Consider the following 24,724-nt stretch of genomic DNA (forward strand, 5'->3'; position numbering starts at 1 on the left):
GACATGGAAAAAGCCCGCATATCATACACGAGGCGCAGGAGGAATGACTATCGCGTTGCCCAGCCCTGCTTGTGCAGATACTCAAGAATAAACGGGCGGTTCTCCTTGATGATGGTGCGGCGGATGTGGTCGCTCCAGGTGTCGCGGCGGTTGTTGCTGTCGCGCGTTAGGTAGTAGTTCGCCAGCTCGTCGTCGTACTGCGCCAGCACTTCCTGATCCACGGGCTGATAGGTGTTTTCATGCACCAGCATCGCCGCCGGGATGCGCGGCTTGAGGTCCGGCTTATCCGCCGGCCAGCCGAGGCACAGGCCAAACAGCGGAAGCACGTGTTTCGGCAGCTTCAGCAGCTCGGTCACGCTTTCGATATTGTTACGCAGCCCGCCGATGTAAACGCCGCCCAGGCCTAGCGATTCCGCCGCCGTGAAGGCGTTTTGCGCCATCAGCGCGGTGTCGACCACGCCCAGCAGCAGCTGTTCCGCGAGGCCCAGTTCGGCTTCCGGGCAAATCTGCAGGTGACGGTTGAAATCCGCGCAGAACACCCAGAACTCGGCCGCCTGCGCGACGTGCTTTTGCCCGCCCGTCAGCGTCACCAGCTGCTCGCGCATCGCCGGGTCGGTGATGCGGATGATAGAGCTGCACTGGAGGAAGCTGGAGCTGGAGGTCCCTCTCGCGCTGTCGATTATCGCTTTACGCTGGTCCTCTGTAATCGGTTCGTCCGTAAAATGGCGAATGGAGCGGTGGGAACGTAGCAGGTCAATGGTTGGCGTCATCTTGTCTCTCTTGGTCCTTCGTTACACATATGCCAGCCAGTATAGGCAATGCTGCGCGCCGTGTAATTGGCGAAACATAGCCTCACCGTATCAAAGTGACAGGTGAAACCTTCTTTCCATTGCGGTGGGTTATCGTGCACACTACGGGCTATTCGCCGTCAGGCTTGTATTTCGAGGAGAGAGAAATGTTTGCAGTAATTTTTGGTCGTCCAGGATGCCCTTACTGTGTGCGCGCTAAAGAGCTGGCTGAGAAGCTGACCGAAGAGCGTGATGACTTCAACTTCCGCTATGTGGATATCCACGCCGAAGGCATCAGCAAAGCCGATCTGGAAAAAACCGTGGGTAAACCGGTTGAAACCGTACCGCAGATTTTCCTCGATCAGAAACACATTGGCGGCTGCACTGACTTTGAAGCCTACGCCAAAGAAAATCTGGGCCTGTTCGCCGCGCAGTAAATTCGGTTGTAAATGAAGAGACGCCCTCGACCGAGGGCGTTTTTATTTGTGCCGATGCCTGTGCAGCAGGCTGCGAACAAACAAAAAGCACAGCGCGCCCAGCGCACACCAGAACACGCCGCTCAACAGCCACGCCAGCTCCTGCCAGAGCGAGCGCGACGTCACAAACACCAGGCGCAGCAACAGCAAACAGAGCGGGGCCGCCAGTATCGCGCCAAGTAAAGGTTTAACGACTTCACCGCCTCGTGAAAGAAAGCTGGCTGCCGCACCCGGAAGGGTAAAAAAGAGCAGGCCCAGCTCGGGATGACCGGAAGCCCGAAACGCCCCTTTTACGTTAAAGGCTAACGACACGCACACGGCGATGAACAGCAAAAAGCAGCTGACCACCCCCGCCCAGTTACGCGTAATGTTCAAACTATCCTCCTGACTTTTCTCTATCAATTACACCTTCGTCCGATGGACGCCCAGTCAGATAAAGCATGTGGCAATCCGTGCCTGAACTCGCACAGGGTTGTGCGATAATAAGTAGCTGTAGATAGCTAATACGATTAAACTAACCGCTTGCTATTGTTTTAGAGAATTGAGTGATGCATCAGGGAAAGATCGCGCACGCCCCTGACGTTCAAAACAGTAGCCCAAATAGCCTCTTCATTCAACAACTTACTGGTAAACAAGAAGTTAGCCTCCGTGAATATAAACGTCGCAGACTTGTTAAATGGGAATTACATCCTGTTATTATTTGTGGTACTGGCACTGGGCCTTTGTCTGGGCAAATTGCGCCTGGGTTCAGTTCAACTTGGTAATTCCATTGGCGTTTTAGTCGTCTCCTTATTATTAGGTCAGCAGCATTTCAGCATTAACACGGACGCGCTCAACCTGGGCTTCATGCTGTTTATTTTTTGCGTGGGCGTAGAGGCCGGGCCGAACTTTTTCTCCATTTTCTTCCGCGACGGCAAAAACTACCTGATGCTGGCGCTGGTGATGGTGGGCAGCGCGCTGCTGATGGCGCTCGGGCTGGGCAAGCTGTTCGGATGGGATATCGGCCTGACCGCCGGTATGCTGGCGGGCTCGATGACCTCAACGCCGGTGCTGGTGGGCGCGGGCGACACCCTGCGCCATTCCGGCATGGCGGGCGCACAGCTTTCCAGCGCGCTCGACAACCTGAGCCTGGGCTATGCCCTGACCTACCTGATCGGGCTGGTCAGCCTGATCGTGGGCGCGCGCTATCTGCCGAAACTGCAGCACCAGGATCTGCAGACCAGCGCCCAGCAGATTGCGCGCGAGCGCGGTCTGGACACCGACACCAAGCGAAAAGTCTATCTTCCGGTCATCCGCGCCTATCGCGTCGGGCCAGAGCTGGTTGCCTGGGCCGACGGTAAAAACCTGCGCGAGCTGGGGATTTACCGCCAGACGGGCTGCTACATCGAACGCATCCGACGCAACGGCATTCTGGCGAACCCGGACGGCGATGCGGTACTGCAGATGGGCGACGATATTGCCCTGGTGGGCTATCCGGACGCCCACGCGCGCCTCGACCCGAGCTTCCGCAACGGTAAAGAGGTCTTCGACCGCGATCTGCTCGATATGCGCATCGTCACCGAAGAGATTGTGGTGAAGAACCACAACGCGGTGGGCCGCCGCCTGGCGCAGCTCAAGCTGACCGACCACGGCTGCTTCCTGAACCGCGTCATTCGCAGCCAGATTGAAATGCCAATCGACGATAACATCGTCCTCAACAAGGGCGATGTGCTGCAGGTGAGCGGCGACACGCGGCGCGTGAAAACCGTTGCCGACCGTATCGGCTTTATCTCCATCCACAGCCAGGTGACCGACCTGCTGGCCTTCTGCGCCTTCTTTATTGTGGGCCTGATGATCGGGATGATTACCTTCCAGTTCAGCAACTTCAGCTTTGGCATCGGCAACGCCGCCGGGCTGCTGTTTGCCGGCATCATGCTCGGCTTCCTGCGCGCGAACCACCCGACTTTCGGCTACATCCCGCAGGGCGCGCTAAACATGGTGAAAGAGTTTGGCCTGATGGTCTTTATGGCCGGGGTTGGCCTGAGCGCGGGCAGCGGCATCGGCAGCAGCCTTGGCGACGTGGGTTGGCAGATGCTGGTATCTGGCCTTATCGTCAGCCTGGTACCGGTGGTGATCTGCTTCCTGTTTGGCGCCTACGTGCTGCGCATGAACCGCGCCCTGCTCTTCGGCGCGATGATGGGTGCCCGCACCTGCGCACCGGCAATGGAGATCATCAGCGACACCGCGCGCAGCAACATCCCTGCTCTGGGCTATGCGGGCACCTACGCGATCGCCAACGTGCTCCTTACCCTGGCCGGTACGCTCATCATCATCATCTGGCCAGGTCTCGGATAAGTCTTAAGTTTGCGCATTGACGAAAAAATTTTCGCGATGCGCAGAACTTTTTACGCAGGGGGCAGTCATAACTAGTGCCACTGCTTTTCTTTGATGTCCCCAATTTGTGGAGCCCATCAACCCCGCCGTTTTGGTTCAAGGTTGATGGGTTTTTTGTTGCCTGAAATCCAAGACCTTTTCAATCAGCCACATAGCTCACGGATTGCCGTTAAGCGTAACATCCTGACCAGCAAGTTTACTCCGCACCCGCTACTGAGCCAGCAGGCTTTCAGCCGCTTTGTGCAGTACTATCTGGTGTTTGGTAACGCCAACCTGGAGAAACCGACGAACCGGCTCGGCGGCATTCTGTCGCTGGAGTCATCGCTTGCAAAATACACCCGCCGCGGGATCGATCTTGACACCTACTGGTTTGTGCAATATGGCATGACCATGCAGCCCCACGAGTTCACCAAAGGCGGTATCTTTCACCTGATGGAGCCGGACCTGATCCAGGAAATTTACGGCCTGCCGGAATACCAGTCCGCCATCCCGTCCGCCCTGCTGAACGAGTCCGCCATCCTGTTCCGCCGGAAGTATTACATTAACGGCAGCCATGCAGGGTTCATCATGTACATGACCGACGCGCCGCAGAACCAGTAGGACGTGAACAACATCCGTCAGGCTATGAAAAGCGCCAAAGGGCCGGGCAACTTCCGCAACCTGTTTATGTACTCACCTAACGGTAAAAAGGACGGAATTCAGAACATCTCGCTGTCAGAGGTGGCGTCTAAAGATGAGTTTCTGAATATCAAGAACGTGAGCCGGGACGGCATGATGGCGGCTCACCGCGTTCCGCCGCAGATGATGGGGATCATGCCGAGTAATGTTGGGGGATTTGGGGATGTGGAAAAGGCTGCTAATGTGTTTATGCGAAATGAACTCATTCCATTACAGAAAAGAATGGTCGAAATTAACAATTGACTCGGAGATAAAATAATAAAATTTGACTCATACTCATTAGGTTAACATCACAAAATTAGCTCCACAAGAAATTGCGGAGCCACATTTATCTACTCAACTTCAGTATAATAAACTTCCCACTGATCATTCATCCCTACTATTTGTTTTTCTTCGTATGTATATTGTACTTTATCAATTTCTATTACCATTGAACTACCCTCAATAAATTCCATGTCATTAGGGTTAAATACAACTAAATTCTTCCCTTCACCAACAGTGCTTGAAAACTGTATGCCATCGTATCCCTCCTTTCTTATGCAGTCAGATATGAGTTGAGAAATACTATACCTTCCCTCTAAAGAGGGTGGTGTAGCGGTGTTAAAAACACCCGCCATTTTAGCATAAGGAATCATTCTCAATAAAGTATCTTCATTTTCGATAAAGTCTAATAAATTTGGATATGAAAAATCGAACACTTTTAAAGCTCGTGATACGCTAAATTTACCTAAAGAAACTACATCTGTAGGATGCGGTCTAACCTCAGCGACTGCGGTATAGCTATCAGTAGCGCAATATAAGTATGAAACCCCTACCCTATTAGCTCTACCTGCAGTAGCTTTAAGAGGAGGAACAGAACCTATTTCTTTATTTTTGTATGGAACGAATATTTTCTTACCTTCACGGTTAAAATTTTCATGAACTTTTTTATAACCAGCAGTCCCTACGCGAGCACGATAAACTACAGAACTACCCTCAATTATTTTGACAAAAGAATTCCCATAATCTTTAATGATATCCCTTAATTCATCTTCAAACTCATGGTAATTTACCTCAGCAAGTTTCTTAGATAATTTATCTATAAATGGATGATATGAGTTAATAATTGACATAAACGGCATATTCATTATGCCATCTTGGGCATGCCCTGAGTGTATATCAATCTCACCTGGAGTTGTAAACCCCATACCCCATATTTCACTATCAAGATCAGTAAACTCTCCCGTTTGACTTTGGATATCCTTGCAAAATATATAATCATCCGCTAATAAAAAACTTGTAAAATAGTCACCACCGATATGTGTATTATAGAGAGCTTCATCAAAGTTATAACGTAGGATTGCTTTTAGCAAATTTCGAGCTTCTATCGAATCAGTATCTAGGCATTTTGTAACAGCATTACAAAAAACACAAATGTTGTTTTCAGTTTGCAGACGAACATGATTTTTTACGTTTGGTTCGACGATATGGTTTTCGCAGATAAACATCTGTCTTTCCTAGGATAGGTTTTGAAAAGTTAATTATTGCCGTTTTGAAATAAATGCGCAATCGTATCCCCGCCACACCTGCCCGCTTTGTGTAGTGGTTTTCATGCAGGTGCATGACAGGCCGGAAAGCGCGCCAGTTCTGGCGGCCCCGACCCGTAGCGATCCTTTTTGGATCATGCGAATCCATGCACCATAGACATGCACTGCGTTCTCAATCTGCTGGATGCCATATGGGAGAGAGTTTCCCATGGTGTGGAATCACTAATGCGTACTCTCATCCTGCCCTACTCAATATTCATTCAGCCTGGTAACCAGATCGCTTGTCAGCTCCGACAGCCACGAGATCGCAACCTCCTTGTCGTCATCGCTACAATCTTAGCTGGCGACCAGCCGGGCCATAAGTTCTATCCTCTGCAGTGCAAGTGACTCCATGAACAAATCGTTCACTACTCCCTCCTAAAATTACTGTTTATATATAAAGTGCATCATATGATTTAAAACTGAAATAGTTTTTTCTCAGCTAACTCTTTGATTAACAGATATGCTATTTCTCTGAGCTGTCAGTACCATTGACGCCATTTGTCATCCTCCTGTAGGCACTGATTCCGTTAGAACAGGCGCAGCCCGGCTCCAGATGGCAGGCTGCCGCCACGCGGAAGCACATCCACTTCCGTTTCACTGGCGTCAGTCCAGTCAGCTCGCTATAACTTTCGATTGTGACGTGCGGCTTATTCAGATTGATTGTAATCTTAGAGGTCATAATGCAACATCTCCTATTGGCTTGTGGTAAGCCGGAAGTAATCGAGACAAATCCCCAAATGGGAACGGAATTGATACCAGGATCGCATAAGAGATATGCCAACATCAAAGTACCCAAATGAGATCAAAATATTTCCTAATCATGGTGGTAAGGGTCAGATTGAGCGATTGGTTGAGGAATATGGTTTTACAATAAGTAAGGCCCTCGCTAACCACTTAGAAGTGACAAAAAGCACATTGGCCAACAGATACATGCGAGATTTCTTCTCCGCAGATTGGTTAATTCAGCGTGCGCTTGAAACCGGGATATCTCTACGTTGGCTGACTACTTCAGAAGGCCCGAAGCATATAGATACAAAGCAGAAACCATCACGTTTACTAAAGAGAGAATCCGTGATGGGAGTATAATGTAAAGTGGTTGTTTACATTTGATTCATCTCTACTGGCAGATATAGTAGATGGAAAATCGGCGATCAAATCAAAAAATATTATTTATTTTTAAATCTAAATATAGCCGATATTGACGATGGTATGTGGATGATTTAAATCGATGGGATATACTCAATAAGAGAAGGTGTAAGATTATCCAACAATTGTATAATGTTGGATGCTAAAACAAAAAATAGAATATTACATCAAAAATGTTATAATTCTTGCAAAGGTGATAAAGACCTGTAAATAAATATTAATCAAGGAATAATTAAATGATTGTTGGTGTAATTTTAAGAAATTTTAAAAATTTTAGAAATCAGCATTACGTTCCGCTTACAGTGAACGATCGGTCATCATGGATGATCGGGGAAAATGGTGTTGGCAAAAGCTCCATACTACAAGCAATAGATATTGTCCTCAACAGAACAGATATTAACCGACTTGATATAAATAACGATGCTCGCAGCCAAGGTTTCGAAACTCGAGAGCCATTTATCGTTCCAATTTACCTTATACGTAAGGACCGATTGAGAAATAGCTCTTCTATATACAAGTTTTTTGAGATAATAAGTAACGCTACTTGGCAATTAGAAACTGAAGATTTCAATTCGATGCAGCGCACACTGGCTGAAAAATTTGTATCACATAGAAACTCATTAACATCATACTATTCTGACTCTGATTATTTTCTTATACCATTAGGAATCATAAAAGATAAGGCGAATGAAATTCCACGACCTTATATGTCAATATTTGAGTCTATCGAAGACTATCGTTCTGAGATAGAAGAGTTAACTCCTGAAAACAGCTCATCCAACGTACAAAAGAACTTTTTCAGAAGTACATTAGCTAAGCTTCTAGATCATATAAAAGATACATTTAACTATATATATTTACCTGCAGAAATAACCATACCAGAATACTCAAAAATAGAAAGCGATCTGTTACAATCGCTGTTAGGAGAGAATTTACAACAAAGAATAAGCAAAATTATCAAAAAAGAAGATATCAATGAAATTAACCAACACCTTCATGATTTTGTTGATCAACTTTCTCAAAAACTCGATGGGCGCTATCATTTTAAACGACCAACTCAGCGACAAAACTCTTTCACGCAGCGTCATATGATTTCTAAGATCATTGAATCTTATTTCAGTGACAAGGTTTTACATTACATTGATAACGTAAGTAGAGATACCCCAATCTACAATCTCAGTTCAGGTGAAAAAAGGAAAGCTTTGCTAGATTTAGCTATTGGATTTTTAAAAGATAACCCCCAAAAAACACAACAAACCACCATTTTAGCTGTAGATGAGCCAGAACTGTCTCTGCATGCATCTTCATGCTTCACGCAATTTGAGAAAATTAGAAAGATTAGCGAATTAGGCATCCAAACAATTTGTACTACACATTGGTATGGCTTTTTGCCTGCGGCAATGACTGGTAGCGCGACATATATCTCGCCGAATCAAACCTTTATAAAATGTATAAACCTTGAGTATTATCGTGATGAAATTTCAGCCTTGGTTAAGGAATCACAAGGTTCTTACTTAGATACGCTTGAGGTAAAGAGTAATCATGATCTAATTCAGTCTATTATAACATCCATCACCTCATCGAATAACTACAACTGGATTTTATGTGAAGGCCGTACTGATAAAAAATACATTGATGCACACTTAACACTTGAAGATCGAGAGTGCGAAAACTTAATTGTGCTTAGTGTCGGAGGATCTTTCGCACTGAAGGATATTTATACTTACTTAGTACTAGCTTTGAAGGATCGAAAACCGGCTATAAAAGGCAAAGTTTTTTGCCTTTTAGACACCGATCATGCATATGATAAATTTGAAGCTCTAGACAGCATCCCCCAAGTGAGAATAAGAAGATTATTGCTTAGTGAGGATTTAAGTAATATTAACTTACTTAAGACTACTGATAATAGGGTGTCTCCTCCAACAGAGATTGAAGATGCACTTCATGGGCTAAACTTCTATGAAACATTATACCGTCTTTATCATAATGGAGAAGAGAGATTCTCATTTATCGAAAACATGGAGACGCTTTCATCTGAAGTTTCTGGGGGCATACTAGACCTAACCACAAGACAAAAACAGATTATAAAAAAATATTTTAATGAACCAGGTAATAAAAATATTTTTTGTGAGACCTATATAGAAGCACTTTATGATATTGACGAAGACGAAATTCCCTCGTTAGGATGGTTAAAAGAAATAATTAATTTTTTCGATAGCAAGTAAATGTTTGTTATTTGAAATTGATAAATTGTCCACTGGTCAAACCTACAGTTAAACTTAGCCCTCAGAAATGAGGGTTTTTTTATGGCAGTACGAAAACTCGATACAAAAAAATGGATTTTTGAATGCCATCCGCCGGGCTTCGTGTGGGTAAACGGTTCGCCACCAAAGGCGAAGCACTGGTTTTTGAGCGTCACACGATGGATGAGACAGATGCTAAGCCCTGGCTGGGTGAATCAGTAGACCGTCGAACTCTGAAAGACGTCGTTGAACTCTGGTTCAAACTGCACGGCAAACCCCTGACCGCTGGCGAGCATGTTTACGACAAGTTGGTCCTAATGGTCGATGCACTCGGAAACCCTCTTGCTAACGATCTCAGTTTCAAATTGTTCGCGCATTACCGCGATAAACGCCTGACGGATGAAATCTAATTTAGCGAGAAGTGGAAGAAAGGTGCCAGCCCGGTAACTATCAATCTGGAGCAAAGCTATCTGAGCAGCGTATTCAGCGAACTGGCCCGCCTTGGAGAATGGACAGCACCAAACCCGCTGGAGAACATGCGTAAATTCACCATTGCCGAGAAAGAAATGGCCTGGCTGACGCATGAACAGATCACCGAGCTTCTTTTTGACTGCCAACGCCAAAGCGCCCTGCTCGCTCTGGTGGTTAAAATTTGCCTTAGTACCGGCGCACGCTGGCGCGAAGCGGTGAACCTCACACGCTCTCAGGTACACAAAGTACCGAATCACATTTATCAGAACCATAGGCAAGAAGAACCGAAGTAATTCAATCAGCAAAGAACTGCACGAGGAAATCATTGCCCTAGACGGTTTCAAGTTCTTTAAGGATTGCTACTTCAAGTTTTTGTCTGTGATGGACAAATTCTCCATTGTGCTTCCTCGCGGCCAGCTTACCCACCTCCTGCGCCACACATTTGCAGCACACTTTATGATGTCCTTGCCCTCCTGAAAACCCTCGGCCACCACGACATAGAAATGACCATGCGCTATGCCCTCCTCGCGCCCAATCCTCTGGAAACGGCCCTACGCTTTAATCCCCTGGCAACCATGGGTCAAACATCCTTAGATGCAGTTCATGTGCGCGCCTGACATTCGCGGAGTATCATTAGGATGGTCTTGATTATCAGGGAGATTGATTATGAATGAGTTACAGAAACAGGGCTTAGAACTTCGTACTAAAGCTAAAGAATTAGCTCTTGCTGCTTTGGCAAAGCATCCTGATGGACGCATAAATGGTAAAGGCGTTAAGCAAGCAGAAGTATTTCGTCTCTGCGGTCTGGACTGGGGAGATTACCCTAAAGCCCCAAGTACACAGCAACAATACTGGGCAGTAGCCCTTCTCCGCGAACTTGAGTCAGAGGGAATGGTGGAGCAAGTCGAGGAGAAAGGCCCCTGGCGTTTAAAGTAAGTCACGATGAACTAAGTGGCGACAAAGTGGCGGTTGCGGTTGGCATTGCCCCTTAATCGCCACCCCTTACCACCTACCTAACTTATTGATTATCTTGCAACTCATTGTTTTCACTAACCCATTCACATAAATGGTTTTTTTGTTGCCTGAAATTCCCCTCAGCTTTCCCTCTATGCAACCAAACACATATGATTTACCATATATGTAACCCATCTAATCTCGAGATATCCAATGCACCATCCGCTTCATCTTTTCAAAACGCTTTCTGATGAAACCCGTTTAGCCATCGTCATGCTGCTTCGCGAAGCCGGAGAACTGTGCGTTTGCGATATTTGTTCTGCCACAAAGGAAGCGCAGCCCAAAGTCTCAAGGCATATGGCCATACTGCGTGAGTCAGGCCTCGTCATCGATCGCCGGGAAGGGAAATGGATCTATTACCGCCTTTCCCCCATCATGCCCGCGTGGGCGGCAGCGAATATCGACAGCGCCTGGAACTGCCTGCGTGAAGAGATTCGATCAAAGCTCAAAACCCTCCAGCGCGGTACGTGCTAAACCACAAATACATTCACTTAAACAGATATAACGGAGCCATCATGTTTCTGGCAGGTGCTATTTTTCTCTTCACGCTGATTCTGGTTATCTGGCAGCCCCGGGGGCTCAACATCGGCTGGAGCGCCGCCATCGGGGCCGCGCTGGCGCTGGCCTTCGGAGTCATTGAGCTTAACGATATTCCGCTAGTCTGGAATATCATCTGGAACGCCACGGCAACCTTCATTGCGGTCATCATTATCAGCCTGCTGCTGGACGAGTCGGGCTTTTTCGAATGGGCGGCCCTGCACGTTTCGCGCTGGGGAAAAGGGCGGGGTCGGCTGCTGTTCAGCTATATCGTGCTGCTGGGCGCCGCCGTGGCCGCGCTCTTCGCCAACGATGGCGCGGCGCTGATCCTGACGCCTATCGTCATCGCCATGCTGCTGGCGCTTGGGTTCAGCACGCGGTCCACGCTCGCCTTCGTGATGGCGGCCGGGTTTATCGCGGACACGGCCAGCCTGCCTTTAATTGTCTCTAACCTGGTGAACATCGTCTCCGCCGACTTCTTTGCGCTCGGGTTCACGGAGTACGCTTCGGTGATGATCCCGGTGGATATCGCGGCCATCGCCGCCACGCTGGTGATGCTGCACCTGTTCTTCCGTAAAGATATTCCGCCGGTCTACGACCTGGATAAGCTCAAGCGGCCCGCGCTGGCGATTAACGATCTGCCCACCTTCAGAACGGGCTGGGTGGTTCTGGTTCTTTTGCTGGTCGGCTTCTTCGTTCTTGAACCTCTCGGCGTGCCGGTCAGCGCCATCGCCACCGTCGGCGCGCTGGTGTTGTTTGCCGTCGCAAAGCGCGGCCACGCGATTAATACCGGAAAGGTGCTGCGCGGCGCGCCCTGGCAGATCGTCATCTTCTCGCTGGGGATGTATCTGGTGGTGTACGGTTTGCGAAATGCCGGGTTAACGGACGCGCTTTCAGGCGTGCTGAACCTGCTGGCCGCGCACGGGCTGTGGGCGACCACGCTGGGGACGGGGTTCATCACCGCGTTTCTGTCATCAATCATGAACAACATGCCTACGGTGCTGATTGGCGCGCTGTCCATCGACGGCAGCACGGCGACGGGCGTGATTAAAGAGGCGATGATTTATGCCAACGTGATTGGCTGCGATTTGGGGCCGAAAATCACGCCGATCGGCAGCCTTGCCACCCTGCTCTGGCTGCACGTGCTGGCGCAGAAAAATATCACCATTACGTGGGGATACTATTTCCGAACGGGGATTATCATGACCCTGCCCGTTCTGTTTGTGACGCTCGCCGCGCTGGCGTTACGTCTCTCTTTCACCCTATAGCGAGCACTGACTATGAGTCACATCAGTATTTATCACAACCCGGCGTGCGGCACGTCCCGCAACACGCTGGAGATGATCCGCAACAGCGGCGTTGAGCCGGACGTTATCCTCTACCTCGAAAATCCGCCGTCGCGGGGCGAGCTGGTGAAGCTGATTAACGATATGGCTATCTCCGTGCGCGATCTGCTGCGCAAAAACGTCGAGCCTTATGAGCAGCTCGGGCTGGCCGATGAAAGCATCCCCGACGACGCGCTCGTTGACTTCATGCTGCAACATCCGATTTTGATTAACCGACCGATTGTCGTTACGCCGCTGGGCACCCGCCTGTGCCGGCCTTCGGAAGTGGTGCTGGAGATCCTGCCGAATGCGCAAAAAGGGGCATTCAGCAAGGAAGACGGTGAAGCGGTGATCGACGCTGCCGGGAAAAAAATCCTCAAGCCGTGATGCGGACAAGCGGCACGCTAGCGGCCGCTTTCCCCCGCAATCCGCCCGACCATCGCGCGGATCTCCTGTCGCGACAGCGGCTGCCTGTCCGTCACGAAGTGCAGCGTCATTCCTTCTATGAACGCGTCCAGCGCGCGGGTAGTCACCGGGTCGAACCACTGCCCGAGCGTCGCCTGGCTCATTTTCATCCAGTCCTGCATCACCGTTTTGAGCGCCGCGCTGCGGTTCATAAAGGCGTAGAGCTGGTACATCAGCGCCATGTTCTGCGGCGTGGTCACTTCGGAGCTGTGGATCAGGGTGGTGATGGATTCGCAGGCCATCTCCGACCCGGTGACGCCAGCGAAGAAGTCGCGGTACTGCTGCGACATTTGCAGGGTAAACCAGACGAATGCCTCCTCGATCAGCTGCTCCATGCCGTCAAAATAGTAGGTCATCGAGCCCAGCGGCACGCCCGCGCGGCTGGCGATTTTGCGGTGCGTGACCGCGTGAATGCCATGCCCGGCAATAGTATCCAGCGTTGCCTGGAGGATCTTCTCGCGGCGATGAGGGTCGTTCGGGGGTCTGCTCATAAAATCCTCACGTAGTTTATGTACAAATGTACACATACTTGCTAGTGTTGTCGCTATTGTTGTACTTCCGGTGTTAACCCCAATGACCTTGACCTCTCCTCGAAAGGCCCTGCAGCTGCGCATGTGGGCGTTGTTTATGTTCTTCTTCATTCCAGGGCTGCTGATGGCCTCCTGGGCGACGCGCACGCCTGCCATTCGCGACATTCTCTCCGTCTCGACTGCGGAGATGGGCATCGTGCTGTTTGGCCTGTCGATAGGCTCGATGAGCGGCATTCTGTGCTCGGCATGGCTGGTAAAGCGCTTCGGCACCCGGGCGGTGATTCGCACCACCATGTGCTGCGCGGTGCTGGGCATGATGGTGCTGAGCGTCGCGCTGTGGCTTGCTTCTCCTCTGGTATTTGCTCTCGGGCTGACGGTCTTTGGCGGCAGCTTTGGCGCGGCGGAGGTGGCGATTAACGTCGAAGGCGCTGCCGTTGAGCGTGAAATGAATAAAACCGTCCTGCCGATGATGCACGGCTTTTACAGCCTCGGCACGCTGGCGGGCGCGGGCGTCGGCATGGCGCTGACGGCGTTTGGCATCGCGGCCAATCTGCATATCCTGCTGGCGGCCCTGGTGTGCATTATCCCGATTTTGACCGGCATCCGGGCGATCCCCGGCGGCACGGGAAAAAACTCCGCCGACGAGCAAAAGTCGGCAGAAAAAGGCGTGCCTTTCTACCGCGATATCCAGCTGATGCTGATTGGCGTGGTGGTGCTGGCGATGGCCTTCGCCGAAGGCTCGGCCAACGACTGGCTGCCGCTGCTGATGGTGGACGGCCACGGCTTTAGCCCCACCTCCGGCTCGCTGATTTACGCCGGATTTACGCTCGGCATGACCGTGGGGCGCTTCACGGGCGGCTGGTTTATTGACCGCTACAGCCGCGTGGCGGTGGTGCGCGCCAGCGCCCTGCTGGGCGGGCTGGGCATCGCGATGATCATCTTTGTAGACGTGGATTGGATTGCCGGCGTTTCGGTGATCCTATGGGGGCTTGGCGCCTCGCTCGGCTTCCCGCTGACGATTTCCGCCGCCAGCGATACCGGACCGGACGCGCCGACGCGCGTCAGCGTGGTCGCCACGACAGGCTATCTTGCCTTCCTGGTGGGCCCGCCGCTGCTTGGCTTCCTCGGCGAACACTACGGGCTGCGCAGCGCCATGCTGGTGGTATTAGGACTGGTGATTATCGCCGCGCTGGTCGCCCGCGCGGTGGCAAAACCGGAAACAGAAAAGACGACACTGGAGAAAGGATATGAGCGTTAAGCTGATTGCAGTCGACATGGATGGCACGTTCCTGAGCGACGCGAAGACCTACAACCGCGCGCGTTTTCTGGCGCAGTACGCGCGCATGAAGGCGCAAGGCATACGTTTCGTGGTGGCCAGCGGCAACCAGTACTACCAGCTGATTTCCTTTTTCCCGGAGATCGCCCATGAGATTTCCTTCGTGGCGGAAAACGGCGGCTGGGTGGTCAGCGCTGGCGAAGACGTGTTCAACGGCGAGCTGTCAAAAGCAGATTTTGACACCGTGGCCACCGTGCTAAGCGACGTGGCCGGAATTGAAATTATCGCCTGCGGCAAAGGCAGCGCCTATACGCTGAAGCATTACCACGACGGCTTCCATGACATGGCGGCGAAATATTATCACCGCCTGGAGAAGGTCGAGAATTTCGACAATCTGAACGATATCTTCTTTAAGTTTGGCCTTAACGTGTCGGACGACGAAATCCCGCGTATCCAGGCGATGCTGCATGAAAAGCTGGGCGATATCATGGTGCCCGTCACCACCGGCCACGGCAGTATCGACCTGATTATACCGGGCGTGCACAAGGCCAACGGCCTGAAGATATTGCAGAAGCGCTGGGGCATTGAAGACCATGAGGTGGTGGCGTTTGGCGACAGCGGTAACGATGTGGAAATGCTGCGCCAGTCCGGGTTTAGCTTCGCGATGGCGAACGCCAGGCCGCACATCAAGGCGGTCGCCCGCTTCGAAGCGCCAAATAATAACGATGAAGGCGTGCTGGACGTGATTGAGAAAGCGCTGAACGGGGAAGCGCCGTTTAATTGATGCCGTGGAGTTTAGTGCTCTCTCCCCTCACCCTGACCCTCTCCCCAAAGGGGAGAGGGAATAAACAGGTTAAGGTTGCAGGGCATTCCCTACGCGCTTGTCTTTCAGGAACACCACCATCAACCCGACCCACAGCGCGCCGTTGGCGAGATTGAACAGGCTAAATAGTCCGTTGCCGCCGAAGGCGTAAGCATGCTTGCTCACCTCAATGCCGACGGTGAAAATCAGCATCTGCAGCATGCCCATCGCCGCCGACACGGTGCCTTTGCTCATTTCGCTGGCGAACAGGGTCAGGCGCACCAGCCCGGCATTCGCCACGCCAATACCGAAGGCATAGATGCTCAGCCCCGCCGTCATCCACAGGTAGGCGTGGGACGACGCCACGGTCGCCACCACGGCCACAATCAGCCCTGCGGCAATCGGCCAGCCGCCCATGATAATCAGCGATCGCACGGAGCGGCGCGCCGTCAGGCGGGCCAGCACCAGGTTGCCGACGATCAGCGCGCCAAAAATCGGCACCTGTAAAAGGCCGTACTCGTAGCTGCTCAGCTGTTCACCGCTGATGATAATGACCGGCGACTGGGCAATCCACGCCAGCAGCGGCAGGCTGACAAAGCCCGTCGCCAGCGCGCCCGCCACGAAGCGGCCGTTTTTCAACACTTCTTTATAGTCCCGGCCCAGCTCTTTCAGCGACAGCTTCTCGCCCAGCCGCGTCGCGGTTTCCGGCATCGCCCGGTGCAGACCAAAGAAGGAGACGGCGGCAAGCGCGGCGAAGAGCACAAACATCCCCTCCCACGGCGCGACGTGCACCCACGCGGCGCCCACCAGCGGCCCCAGCAGCGGGGCAATCAGCGCCACGTTCGCCATCAGTGCGGTAATTTTGATACACACCGCCTCCTCGAACGACTCCTGAATGGCGGCATAGCCCACCGCGCCGATAAAGCACAGGCTCACGCCCTGAAGGAAGCGCAGCAGGGTGAACTGTTCAATATTTTGCGCCAGCAGCGTGGCCAGGCAGGTAACGATGAACCACACCACGCCCGTCAGCATCACCGGACGACGGCCAATACGATCCGACAGCGGCCCCAGCAGCCACTGCAAAAACATGCCGCCGGCCAGATAGGCGGTCATGGAGGTGGGAACCCACTCAATCCCCGCGTTGAACTGCTCTACCACGGCCAGCATGCCGGGCTGGATCATATCGTTGCCGATGTAGGTGGAAAATTCGTAGAGCACCAGACACAGAGGGAAAAGTAACGCCTGACGACCCAGACGATTACCGGAAGAAGAACGGTTTGTCATGCAATCTCTTTATGGTGAAAAAATCGCGTTGAGTGTAATGAATTGGCCCTGCCTGAGACAGCAAATTATCGAGGATTAACAGAAATAAAGCACTTATCGTCGCTGTTTAAGGTTTCCTTAAGTTGACACAAATATGATAGCCCTAATTTCACGTCATCGGCTCCGATTATGGCACACACCTCAACCCCTTCAGAATTGTCTAAGTTACAGACAACTAAGACAAAAAAACTTTACCGTTTGCCGACGCGCTTTTATGGTTATCAGCTTTTAGCGCTGATAGCCTTGGCCATACTGTTTACCTGGCTTTCTCGCGATGAAGGGCTCGACAGATGGATAACGGGCTACTGGTACGACGCGGCAGCGCACCGTTTTCCACTGCAGCAAAACCCGCTGCTGGATCTGCTGAACCACCGCATGGCGAAGTTTGCCGCAATCGCCCTGGGCGCCGTGGCGCTGATCTATGGTGCCTACCGCCGCAACGCGCGGCTGGTCACCGCCGCGCTGCTGATGGGCGTGGGTGCCCTGGTGGTCGGCGTGCTGAAAAGCATTAGCCACCACAGCTGCCCGTGGGATCTGGTGGAGTACGGCGGCAAGGCGGTTTCTTATCCGCTGTTTGGCACAGTACCGCTGGAAAGCGGCCCCGGACGGTGCTTTCCAGGCGGCCACTCCTCCAGCGGCTTTATGGTCATGGGGCTGTTTTTTGCCTTCTGGCGCGAGCGTCCGCGTCTGGCCTGGAGTTTTGTCGCCCTGGGCGTTGTTCTGGGGCTCACGATGGGCTTCGGGCAGGTGATGCGCGGGGCGCATTTTTTCTCTCACAACCTGTGGGCCGGGTGGTGGGTTTGGTTTTCTCAGGTGGCGGTCTACGGGCTTGTTTCCGCCTGGTTTGCAAAAGAGTGACGAGGGTATGTTAGAGAGTCTCAACTACAGTTTGTTTTACCTGATTAACGCCACGCCGGCTTCGCCAGAGTGGATGATTGATGTCGCGACCTTTATCGCAAAAGATTTGATCAGCATCGTTCCCGCTCTGGCGGTGATTCTCTGGCTGTGGGGGCCGCGCAAGCAGGTTAGCGCGCAGCGCCAGCTGGTGATCAAGGTGGCGATGGCGATCGGCGTCAGCGTGCTGACCAGCTACGTGCTGGGGCATGCGTTCCCGCACGACCGTCCGTTTGTCGATCACGTCGGCTATAACTTCCTGCACCACGCCCCGGATGACTCCTTCCCGAGCGACCACGGCACGGTGATTTTCACCTTTGCGCTAGCCTTCCTCTTCTGGCACCGCCTGTGGTCCGGCGCGGTGCTGATGGCGACGGCGGTGGCTATCGCCTGGTCCCGCGTTTATCTGGGCGTTCACTGGCCGCTGGATATGGTCGGCGGATTGCTGGTGGGAATGATCGGCTGCGTCAGCGCGGCGATCCTGTGGAATCTGTTTGGTCAGGCGCTTTATCGCGGCCTGTCTCAGCTCTACCGCGTGCTGTTTGCCCTGCCCATCCGCAAAGGCTGGATACGTGACTAATCCGGGTCCGACGGGTTACACTTGAGCCCCCGCCCTGCGGGGGCTCACTTATTTATTCCGAGGACCTATGGAAACACGACGCGATGACCGCATTGCTCAGCTCATTCAGGCGCTGAAGCGCAGCGATAAGCTTCATCTCAAGGAAGCGGCCGCCCTGCTCGGCGTCTCTGAGATGACCATTCGTCGCGATCTGAATAGCGAGAGCGCGCCCGTCGTGTTGCTGGGTGGGTATATTGTGCTCGAGCCGCGCAGCGCCAGCCACTATCTGCTGAGCGATCAAAAAACGCGCCTCGTCGAGGAGAAGCGCAAAGCGGCGCGCCTTGCGGCGTCTCTGGTTCAGCCGCATCAGACGCTGTTTTTTGACTGCGGCACCACCACGCCCTGGATTATCGAAGCGATCGACAGCAGCATGCCCTTCACCGCCGTCTGCTATTCGCTAAACACCTTTCTGGCCCTGCAGGAGAAGCCCGAGTGCCGGGTGATCCTCTGCGGCGGCGAGTTCCACGCCAGCAACGCCATCTTTAAGCCGCTGAACCTGCAGGATACGCTCGGCCACCTGTGCCCGGACATTGCGTTTTATTCGGCTGCGGGCGTCAGTGTTCGTCAGGGAGCGACCTGCTTTAACCTGGAGGAGCTGCCGGTGAAGCACTGGGCGCTCAACGCGGCGCAGCAGCACGTGCTGGTGGTGGATCACAGCAAGTTTGGCAAGGTGCGTCCGGCAAGGATGGGCGAGCTGGGGCAGTTTGACGCGATCGTTAGCGACTGCCGACCGGACGATGAGCTGGTGGCGTATGCGAAAGCGCAGCAGATTAAGCTGATGTATTAGCCCGATCGCCGGGTGGCGGCTACGCCTTACCCGGCCTACAACGGCTCGAACGTAGGCCGGGTAAGGCGTAGCCGCCACCCGGCAAAAACGTTTAGCTAAACCAGCTGCCAAACCATCCGTGGAATTTCATCATCACGAAGTCCCACATCCGGCTGAAGAAGCCGCCCTCTTCTACCGCTTCCATCACGATCAGCGGTCGCTGCTCGATGGATTTGCCGTTAAGCTGGAAATCAATGGTTCCGACAACCTGGCCTTTCTTCAGCGGCGCGGTGAGCTGCGGCTCGGTCAGGGTAAAGCTGGCCTTCAGGTTTTTCAGCTGGCCGCGCGGAATGGTTACCGAACCGGCCTCTCCCGCGCCCAGGTTAACTTCGCTCTTATCACCAAACCAGACGCGCTGGCTGATAAACGTGGCATCCGGCTTGATCGGCGTGACGGTCTCATAGAAGCGGAAGCCCCAGGTCAGCAGCTTTTCCGATTCGTTGAAGCGAATACGGTCAGTTTTCGTGCCGAGCACCACCGAGATCAAGCGCATATCGCCCTGGGTTGCGGAGGCCACCAGGTTGTAGCCCGCGCCCGCGGTGGTGCCGGTTTTCATCCCGTCGACGTTGACGTTGCTGCTCCACAGCAGCCGGTTACGGTTCGGCTGGCGGATCTTGTTGAAGGTGAACTCTTTCTCTTTATGGATGGCGTACTCTTCCGGCACGTCGTGGATCAGCGCTTTGCCCAGCAGCGCCATGTCGCGGGCGGTGCTGAACTGGCCCGGCGCGTCCAGGCCGTGGACGGTTTTAAAGGTGGTGTTGGTTAAGCCTAATTTCTGCGCGTAGCCGTTCATCAGGCCGATGAACGAATCCTGGCTTCCCGCCACGTAATCCGCCAGCGCAATGCAGGCGTCGTTGCCGGACTGGATAATCACGCCCTTGTTCAGGTCGGAAACCGACACCTGATCGCCCGGCTTCAGGAACATCACCGACGAGCCGCGGAGCGCAGGGTTGCCCGTCGCCCAGGCATCTTTCCCGATGGTGACCATATCATCGAGCTTGATCTTGCCGGCCTTCAGCGACTGGCCCACCACGTAGCTGGTCATAATCTTGGTCAGGCTGGCCGGGTCAAGCTTCTCGTCGGCGTTGCCTTCCGCCAGCACCTTGCCGCTGGCGTAATCCATCAAAATCCAGGCGCGCGCGTCGACCGGAGGCGCTTCCGGAGCCGTTGTTTCAGCTGCATAAACCGTTGGAGCAAACAGGAAAAGAAGCGCAGAGCCCGCCGCCAGGCTGCGCAGAGAAGAAGTTTTTTGCGTCATAAATGCCACCCGAGTGTCCTTTCTTAAATCACGTCACAATCACCGTGTCGCAAGAAGCGATGAGTAATAGCGCACTACAGCGTTCAAAGAAACCTAATCCAGGTAAAGTTTTTAAAGTTTATGCAATAACATCCGGTTACGCTTCGAATGGCAGGATTTTTTTCGTCTTTGTTGCGTAATTGTTGGGTTTATCTCACCATGTGGGCTCTCGGGTTTGACTCTTTGAGGAATAACGATGATTACGCTGTGGGGAAGGAACAACTCGACTAACGTCAAGAAGGTGCTGTGGACGCTGGAAGAGCTGGATTTACCGTTTGAGCAGGTGATGGCCGGTTTAGAGTTTGGCGTAAATAAAGAGGCTGAGTATCTGGCCATGAACCCAAACGGCCTGGTGCCGCTGCTGCGCGATGAAGAGACCGACGTAACGCTGTGGGAATCGAACACCATTGTGCGCTACCTCGCCGCCCAGTACGGTCAAAGCCGCCTCTGGGTCGACAGCCCGGCGCAGCGCGCGCAGGGTGAAAAGTGGATGGACTGGGCCAACCAGACGCTCTCCCCCACCCACCGCGTGATCCTGATGGGGCTAATCCGCACGCCGGAACCCGAGCGCGATTATCCCGCCATCCACGCCGCGCAGGACGCCTGCGAAAACCTGTTCGCCATGATGGACAACGAGCTGGCGACGCACGCGTGGTTCTCCGGTGACGCCTTCGGCGTGGGCGATATCGCCGTGGCGCCGTTCGTCTGGAACCTGACCAACATGGGCCTGAAGTGGACGCCGCGCCCGCACCTTGAGCGCTGGCTGAAGCAGCTCGGCGAGCGCCCGGCGTACCAGAACGTGGTGATGATCCCGGTCAGCTGATTACGTGCCGGACGGGCTGACCTTCAGCAGCTGCCCGTCCGATTCATCGGTCAGCACGTACAGATAGCCGTCCGGCCCGACCCGCACGTCGCGGATGCGCTGGTCTTTATCCCCCAGAATACGCCCGTCCTCGGTCACTTTGTTGCCGTTCACGCTCAGCACGATAACGTCCTTCTCCTTCAGCGCCCCGACGAACAGCTTGTTCTTCCACTGCGGGAAGACGTCGCTGTGATAGAACGCCATCCCGCTCACGGCAGGGGAGACTTTCCAGACGAACAGCGGCTTTTCCGTCCCCTCAACGTGCTCGCCTTTGGCTTCGGGGATCTTCAGGCCGCTGTAGTTAATGCCGTGGGTCGCCAGCGGCCAGCCGTAGTTTTTCCCCTTTTCAGGGATGTTAATCTCATCGCCGCCGCGCGGGCCGTGCTCGTTAAGCCACAGCGCGTCGCTCCACGGGTTCATCGCCATGCCCTGCGGATTGCGAATGCCGTAGGACCAGATTTCCGGGCGCGCACCAGAGGTCTTCACAAACGGATTGTCCGGCGGCACCTTGCCGTCTTCGGTCAGGCGCACCACTTTCCCCTGCAGCTTATCGAGATCTTGCGCCGTCGAGCGCTGGTTGTTCTCGCCGAGCGCAATGAACAGGTAGCCCTTGCCGTCAAACGCCAGGCGGCCGCCGAAGTGGTTGCCGGTAGAGAGTTTCGGCATCTGGCGGAACACCACCTGGAACCCTTCAATGCGCGAAAGATCGTCGCTCAGCCGACCGTAGCCAACCGCCGTTCCGGCCTTCCCGTCATCGCCCGCTTCGGCGTAGCTGAGCCAGATCCGGCGTGATTTTTCAAAATCGGGTGCCAGCACCACGTCCAGCAGCCCGCCCTGCCCGCTTGCCCAGACCTTCGGCACGCCGACGATAGGGTCAGAGAGCCCTTTTCCCGCCTGCCAGCGCTTAATCTGCCCGTCTCTTAAGGTGATCAGCAGCCCCTGGTCGCCGGGCAAAAACGCCAGCGACCACGGGTGATCGAGTTTGGTTTGCAGCACCTCGACCCTGACCGCGTCGGGCGCGGCGAGAAGCGAAACGGGAAACAGCAGGGCGGGAATGAATATCAGCGAGGATCGATGCATGACGCGCTCCTTTATCGGCATATGGCATAAAGATTAGCCACAACCCCCGGGCGCGTTATCACTTTTACAAAAGCTTAATCAGAAGGGGGAGTTGCCTCCCCCGGGGCTTATTGCTGTTCAAGCTTCGCGTGCTTGTTCAGACACATAATGCAAAGAGAGATCGTAGTCAGGCAGTTTTCGAGCTTCTCCGCGTTGACGGCTATAAACGTGGGGCAGTCGTGGTGTCCGTTCATCAGGCAAACCCCTGCAACAGAAAGCGTTTCGGCGGCACGTCGCAGCGCAATCCGTTCGCTTTCGTCGTATTCCGCTTTCAGGGTCGGCGCTTTCTCGCGCATGAAATTACAGAGTTCAAAGAGATTATCACGCAGATGTTCGCTTTCGCTGACTGACATGTACCCCTTCGCCTTTCTCAACTGCAGATAGGCGGCAAGGTCGATTCTGACGTTGATCAGCTTGTTCAGCAGATCGCGTTTCAGTCTGTCAACGAACATGCTAGTTCCTCCTCTGTCAGCCTCAGTGCACATTAAGAATAAGGTTATTTTTTGTACAATTAAATGCCTGAGATCAATAAAACCCAACTGGTTAACATTCTTTACATTGCTACAACGTTCAACATCGCCACCTGCCCCGCAAAGAGTGTATAAATCCCCCGCGGAACGCTGTAAAATCCCGCCCTGATAACTCCATAATTGATGAATTTTTAACCTATGAGCAATGTTACCCACCAGCCGAAAATCGGCTTTGTCTCCCTGGGCTGTCCGAAAAACCTGGTGGATTCTGAACGCATCCTGACCGAACTGCGCACCGAGGGTTATGACGTGGTGCCAAGCTACGACAACGCCGACATGGTGATTGTCAACACCTGCGGCTTTATCGACAGCGCGGTCCAGGAGTCTCTGGAAGCCATCGGCGAAGCCCTGACGGAGAACGGCAAGGTGATCGTCACCGGCTGCCTGGGCGCGAAAGTGGATCAGATCCGCGAAGTGCATCCGAAGGTGCTGGAGATCACCGGCCCGCACAGCTACGAGCAGGTGCTGGAGCACGTTCACCACTACGTGCCAAAACCGAAGCACAACCCGTTCCTCAGCCTGGTGCCGGAACAGGGCGTGAAGCTGACGCCGCGCCACTATGCGTACCTGAAAATTTCCGAAGGCTGCAACCACCGCTGCACCTTCTGCATCATTCCGTCGATGCGCGGCGATCTGGTGAGCCGTCCGATTGGCGAAGTGCTGGCAGAAGCCAAACGCCTGGCCGACGCGGGCGTCAAAGAGCTGCTGGTGATCTCTCAGGACACCTCGGCCTACGGCGTGGACGTGAAGCACCGCTCCGGCTTCCACAACGGCGAGCCGGTGAAAACCAGCATGGTGGGCCTGTGCGAGCAGCTTTCAAAGCTCGGGATCTGGACGCGTCTGCACTACGTCTACCCTTATCCGCACGTTGACGACGTGATCCCGCTGATGGCGGAAGGCAAAATCCTGCCGTACCTGGATATCCCGCTGCAGCACGCCAGCCCGCGCATCCTGAAGCTGATGAAGCGCCCTGGCTCCGTTGACCGCCAGCTGGCGCGCATCAAGCAGTGGCGCGAAATCTGCCCGGAGCTGACCCTGCGCTCGACCTTCATCGTCGGCTTCCCGGGTGAAACAGAGGAAGATTTCCAGATGCTGCTCGACTTCCTGAAAGAAGCGCGTCTGGACCGCGTAGGCTGCTTCAAGTACAGCCCGGTTGAAGGCGCAACCGCCAACGAGCTGGCGGATCAGGTGCCGGAAGAGGTGAAAGAGGAGCGCTGGAACCGCTTTATGCAGCTGCAGCAGCAGATCTCCGCCGAACGCCTGCAGGAAAAAGTGGGCCGCGAGATTCTGGTAATTATTGATGAAGTGGATGAAGAAGGCGCGATTGGCCGCAGCATGGCCGATGCCCCGGAAATCGACGGCGCGGTATACCTGAACGGTGAAACCAGCGTTAAGCCGGGCGATATCATTCGCGTGAAGGTTGAAAACGCCGACGAGTACGACCTGTGGGGTAGCCGGGTTTAATTTAGCGTTTATTCCCCTCACCCCGGCCCTCTCCCCGGTGGGGCGAGGGTGAAAAGACGGCTCAGTGCAGTCCCCTCTCCCCTACCGGGGAGAGGGTT

The 24,724-nt window shown here is 53.6% G+C and carries 23 protein-coding genes and 3 pseudogenes; 17 read left to right on the top strand and 9 right to left on the bottom strand.

What is annotated here, in order from left to right:
• Window positions 1-47 precede the first annotated feature (47 nt).
• On the bottom strand, window positions 48-770 hold the full coding sequence (gene nfsA, locus AB8804_RS05475; RefSeq protein WP_371183944.1) for a nitroreductase NfsA: 723 nt from the start codon (window positions 768-770) through the stop codon (window positions 48-50).
• 185 nt (window positions 771-955) lie between these two features.
• On the opposite strand from nfsA, the gene AB8804_RS05480 reads away from it, so the two are divergent.
• Complete coding sequence (locus tag AB8804_RS05480; protein ID WP_014069504.1) at window positions 956-1,225, top strand: GrxA family glutaredoxin; 270 nt, start codon at window positions 956-958, stop codon at window positions 1,223-1,225.
• Between the two features lie 42 nt (window positions 1,226-1,267).
• On the opposite strand, the gene ybjM is transcribed toward AB8804_RS05480, so the two are convergent.
• Window positions 1,268-1,639: an inner membrane protein YbjM gene (gene ybjM / locus AB8804_RS05485; RefSeq protein WP_371183947.1), complete on the bottom strand. Its 372-nt coding sequence runs from the start codon at window positions 1,637-1,639 to the stop codon at window positions 1,268-1,270.
• Window positions 1,640-1,912: 273 nt separating this feature from the next.
• Here ybjM and AB8804_RS05490 point away from each other — a divergent pair, with 273 nt between their 5' ends.
• A complete protein-coding gene (locus AB8804_RS05490; protein WP_371183949.1) occupies window positions 1,913-3,598 on the top strand; it encodes an aspartate:alanine antiporter in 1,686 nt (561 codons plus the stop codon).
• Between the two features lie 189 nt (window positions 3,599-3,787).
• A pseudogene (locus tag AB8804_RS05495) lies at window positions 3,788-4,558 on the top strand (phage portal protein); the annotation flags it as partial.
• Between the two features lie 89 nt (window positions 4,559-4,647).
• Here AB8804_RS05495 and AB8804_RS05500 read toward each other — a convergent pair.
• Together AB8804_RS05500 and AB8804_RS05505 are read right to left on the bottom strand one after the other, a co-directional pair.
• A complete protein-coding gene (locus AB8804_RS05500) occupies window positions 4,648-5,802 on the bottom strand; it encodes an RES family NAD+ phosphorylase (protein WP_371183951.1) in 1,155 nt (384 codons plus the stop codon).
• Between the two features lie 608 nt (window positions 5,803-6,410).
• Window positions 6,411-6,488, bottom strand: a pseudogene (locus AB8804_RS05505) (hypothetical protein); the annotation flags it as partial.
• A 169-nt stretch (window positions 6,489-6,657) separates the two neighbouring features.
• On the opposite strand from AB8804_RS05505, the gene AB8804_RS05510 reads away from it, so the two are divergent.
• The 7 genes and pseudogenes from AB8804_RS05510 (at window position 6,658) to arsC (ending at window position 13,006) form a co-directional block, all read left to right on the top strand.
• A complete protein-coding gene (locus AB8804_RS05510) occupies window positions 6,658-6,969 on the top strand; it encodes a helix-turn-helix transcriptional regulator (RefSeq protein ID WP_371183953.1) in 312 nt (103 codons plus the stop codon).
• Between the two features lie 296 nt (window positions 6,970-7,265).
• The gene (locus AB8804_RS05515; protein WP_371183955.1) at window positions 7,266-9,254 is read left to right on the top strand and encodes an AAA family ATPase; all 1,989 of its coding nucleotides are present in this window, start codon (window positions 7,266-7,268) and stop codon (window positions 9,252-9,254) included.
• 81 nt (window positions 9,255-9,335) lie between these two features.
• Window positions 9,336-10,360, top strand: a pseudogene (locus tag AB8804_RS05520) (site-specific integrase).
• 49 nt (window positions 10,361-10,409) lie between these two features.
• A complete protein-coding gene (locus tag AB8804_RS05525; protein WP_064358382.1) occupies window positions 10,410-10,679 on the top strand; it encodes a hypothetical protein in 270 nt (89 codons plus the stop codon).
• A gap of 231 nt (window positions 10,680-10,910) precedes the next feature.
• On the top strand, window positions 10,911-11,231 hold the full coding sequence (locus AB8804_RS05530) for a metalloregulator ArsR/SmtB family transcription factor (RefSeq protein ID WP_371183958.1): 321 nt from the start codon (window positions 10,911-10,913) through the stop codon (window positions 11,229-11,231).
• Between the two features lie 41 nt (window positions 11,232-11,272).
• Window positions 11,273-12,562, top strand: coding sequence for an arsenic transporter (locus AB8804_RS05535; protein ID WP_371183960.1), 1,290 nt, complete (start codon window positions 11,273-11,275; stop codon window positions 12,560-12,562).
• A 12-nt stretch (window positions 12,563-12,574) separates the two neighbouring features.
• Window positions 12,575-13,006, top strand: coding sequence for a glutaredoxin-dependent arsenate reductase (arsC, locus tag AB8804_RS05540; RefSeq protein ID WP_371183962.1), 432 nt, complete (start codon window positions 12,575-12,577; stop codon window positions 13,004-13,006).
• A 17-nt stretch (window positions 13,007-13,023) separates the two neighbouring features.
• Here the strand turns inward: arsC and AB8804_RS05545 are convergent, their stop codons facing one another.
• The gene (locus AB8804_RS05545) at window positions 13,024-13,575 is read right to left on the bottom strand and encodes a TetR/AcrR family transcriptional regulator (RefSeq protein WP_371183964.1); all 552 of its coding nucleotides are present in this window, start codon (window positions 13,573-13,575) and stop codon (window positions 13,024-13,026) included.
• 82 nt (window positions 13,576-13,657) lie between these two features.
• On the opposite strand from AB8804_RS05545, the gene AB8804_RS05550 reads away from it, so the two are divergent.
• Window positions 13,658-14,872, top strand: a complete 1,215-nt coding sequence (locus AB8804_RS05550; protein WP_371183966.1) for an MFS transporter — start codon at window positions 13,658-13,660, stop codon at window positions 14,870-14,872.
• Window positions 14,862-15,674, top strand: a complete 813-nt coding sequence (locus AB8804_RS05555) for a Cof-type HAD-IIB family hydrolase (RefSeq protein WP_371183968.1) — start codon at window positions 14,862-14,864, stop codon at window positions 15,672-15,674. Before AB8804_RS05550 ends, AB8804_RS05555 begins: the two co-directional genes overlap by 11 nt.
• 69 nt (window positions 15,675-15,743) lie before the next feature.
• Here AB8804_RS05555 and AB8804_RS05560 read toward each other — a convergent pair whose 3' ends face one another.
• Complete coding sequence (locus AB8804_RS05560) at window positions 15,744-16,976, bottom strand: MFS transporter (RefSeq protein ID WP_371183970.1); 1,233 nt, start codon at window positions 16,974-16,976, stop codon at window positions 15,744-15,746.
• Window positions 16,977-17,144: 168 nt separating this feature from the next.
• Here AB8804_RS05560 and AB8804_RS05565 point away from each other — a divergent pair, with 168 nt between their 5' ends.
• From AB8804_RS05565 to deoR, 3 genes are all read left to right on the top strand, one after another.
• On the top strand, window positions 17,145-17,873 hold the full coding sequence (locus tag AB8804_RS05565) for a phosphatase PAP2 family protein (RefSeq protein WP_371183972.1): 729 nt from the start codon (window positions 17,145-17,147) through the stop codon (window positions 17,871-17,873).
• A 7-nt stretch (window positions 17,874-17,880) separates the two neighbouring features.
• A complete protein-coding gene (gene ybjG, locus AB8804_RS05570; RefSeq protein WP_371183974.1) occupies window positions 17,881-18,489 on the top strand; it encodes an undecaprenyl-diphosphate phosphatase in 609 nt (202 codons plus the stop codon).
• 67 nt (window positions 18,490-18,556) lie between these two features.
• Complete coding sequence (deoR, locus tag AB8804_RS05575; RefSeq protein ID WP_371183976.1) at window positions 18,557-19,315, top strand: DNA-binding transcriptional repressor DeoR; 759 nt, start codon at window positions 18,557-18,559, stop codon at window positions 19,313-19,315.
• A gap of 91 nt (window positions 19,316-19,406) precedes the next feature.
• On the opposite strand, the gene dacC is transcribed toward deoR, so the two are convergent.
• A complete protein-coding gene (dacC, locus tag AB8804_RS05580) occupies window positions 19,407-20,612 on the bottom strand; it encodes a serine-type D-Ala-D-Ala carboxypeptidase (protein WP_371183978.1) in 1,206 nt (401 codons plus the stop codon).
• 235 nt (window positions 20,613-20,847) lie between these two features.
• Here dacC and AB8804_RS05585 point away from each other — a divergent pair, with 235 nt between their 5' ends.
• Complete coding sequence (locus tag AB8804_RS05585) at window positions 20,848-21,474, top strand: glutathione S-transferase family protein (RefSeq protein ID WP_371183980.1); 627 nt, start codon at window positions 20,848-20,850, stop codon at window positions 21,472-21,474.
• On the opposite strand, the gene AB8804_RS05590 is transcribed toward AB8804_RS05585, so the two are convergent.
• Both AB8804_RS05590 and bssR read right to left on the bottom strand, forming a co-directional pair.
• Window positions 21,475-22,593, bottom strand: coding sequence for a PQQ-dependent sugar dehydrogenase (locus tag AB8804_RS05590; RefSeq protein ID WP_371183981.1), 1,119 nt, complete (start codon window positions 22,591-22,593; stop codon window positions 21,475-21,477).
• 107 nt (window positions 22,594-22,700) lie between these two features.
• On the bottom strand, window positions 22,701-23,084 hold the full coding sequence (gene bssR, locus AB8804_RS05595) for a biofilm formation regulator BssR (RefSeq protein WP_371183983.1): 384 nt from the start codon (window positions 23,082-23,084) through the stop codon (window positions 22,701-22,703).
• Between the two features lie 216 nt (window positions 23,085-23,300).
• Between bssR and rimO the strand changes: the two genes are divergently transcribed.
• The gene (gene rimO, locus AB8804_RS05600) at window positions 23,301-24,626 is read left to right on the top strand and encodes a 30S ribosomal protein S12 methylthiotransferase RimO (protein ID WP_131632931.1); all 1,326 of its coding nucleotides are present in this window, start codon (window positions 23,301-23,303) and stop codon (window positions 24,624-24,626) included.
• The last annotated feature ends 98 nt before the right edge of the window (window positions 24,627-24,724 follow it).

It is taken from the genome of Enterobacter sp. KBR-315C3_2022, assembly GCF_041399425.1.
In the GTDB taxonomy this organism is placed as follows: Bacteria; Pseudomonadota; Gammaproteobacteria; order Enterobacterales; family Enterobacteriaceae; genus Enterobacter.

Excerpts from the sequence above, each read along its gene's own strand:
- nfsA (WP_371183944.1), bottom strand. The coding sequence starts at position 770 with ATGACGCCAACCATTGACCTGCTACGTTCCCACCGCTCCATTCGCCAT.
- AB8804_RS05480 (WP_014069504.1), top strand. The coding sequence starts at position 956 with ATGTTTGCAGTAATTTTTGGTCGTCCAGGATGCCCTTACTGTGTGCGC.
- AB8804_RS05500 (WP_371183951.1), bottom strand. The coding sequence starts at position 5,802 with ATGTTTATCTGCGAAAACCATATCGTCGAACCAAACGTAAAAAATCAT.
- AB8804_RS05510 (WP_371183953.1), top strand. The coding sequence starts at position 6,658 with ATGCCAACATCAAAGTACCCAAATGAGATCAAAATATTTCCTAATCAT.
- AB8804_RS05515 (WP_371183955.1), top strand. The coding sequence starts at position 7,266 with ATGATTGTTGGTGTAATTTTAAGAAATTTTAAAAATTTTAGAAATCAG.
- AB8804_RS05525 (WP_064358382.1), top strand. The coding sequence starts at position 10,410 with ATGAATGAGTTACAGAAACAGGGCTTAGAACTTCGTACTAAAGCTAAA.
- AB8804_RS05530 (WP_371183958.1), top strand. The coding sequence starts at position 10,911 with ATGCACCATCCGCTTCATCTTTTCAAAACGCTTTCTGATGAAACCCGT.
- AB8804_RS05535 (WP_371183960.1), top strand. The coding sequence starts at position 11,273 with ATGTTTCTGGCAGGTGCTATTTTTCTCTTCACGCTGATTCTGGTTATC.
- arsC (WP_371183962.1), top strand. The coding sequence starts at position 12,575 with ATGAGTCACATCAGTATTTATCACAACCCGGCGTGCGGCACGTCCCGC.
- AB8804_RS05545 (WP_371183964.1), bottom strand. The coding sequence starts at position 13,575 with ATGAGCAGACCCCCGAACGACCCTCATCGCCGCGAGAAGATCCTCCAG.
- AB8804_RS05550 (WP_371183966.1), top strand. The coding sequence starts at position 13,658 with ATGACCTTGACCTCTCCTCGAAAGGCCCTGCAGCTGCGCATGTGGGCG.
- AB8804_RS05555 (WP_371183968.1), top strand. The coding sequence starts at position 14,862 with ATGAGCGTTAAGCTGATTGCAGTCGACATGGATGGCACGTTCCTGAGC.
- AB8804_RS05560 (WP_371183970.1), bottom strand. The coding sequence starts at position 16,976 with ATGACAAACCGTTCTTCTTCCGGTAATCGTCTGGGTCGTCAGGCGTTA.
- AB8804_RS05565 (WP_371183972.1), top strand. The coding sequence starts at position 17,145 with ATGGCACACACCTCAACCCCTTCAGAATTGTCTAAGTTACAGACAACT.
- ybjG (WP_371183974.1), top strand. The coding sequence starts at position 17,881 with ATGTTAGAGAGTCTCAACTACAGTTTGTTTTACCTGATTAACGCCACG.
- deoR (WP_371183976.1), top strand. The coding sequence starts at position 18,557 with ATGGAAACACGACGCGATGACCGCATTGCTCAGCTCATTCAGGCGCTG.
- dacC (WP_371183978.1), bottom strand. The coding sequence starts at position 20,612 with ATGACGCAAAAAACTTCTTCTCTGCGCAGCCTGGCGGCGGGCTCTGCG.
- AB8804_RS05585 (WP_371183980.1), top strand. The coding sequence starts at position 20,848 with ATGATTACGCTGTGGGGAAGGAACAACTCGACTAACGTCAAGAAGGTG.
- AB8804_RS05590 (WP_371183981.1), bottom strand. The coding sequence starts at position 22,593 with ATGCATCGATCCTCGCTGATATTCATTCCCGCCCTGCTGTTTCCCGTT.
- bssR (WP_371183983.1), bottom strand. The coding sequence starts at position 23,084 with ATGTTCGTTGACAGACTGAAACGCGATCTGCTGAACAAGCTGATCAAC.
- rimO (WP_131632931.1), top strand. The coding sequence starts at position 23,301 with ATGAGCAATGTTACCCACCAGCCGAAAATCGGCTTTGTCTCCCTGGGC.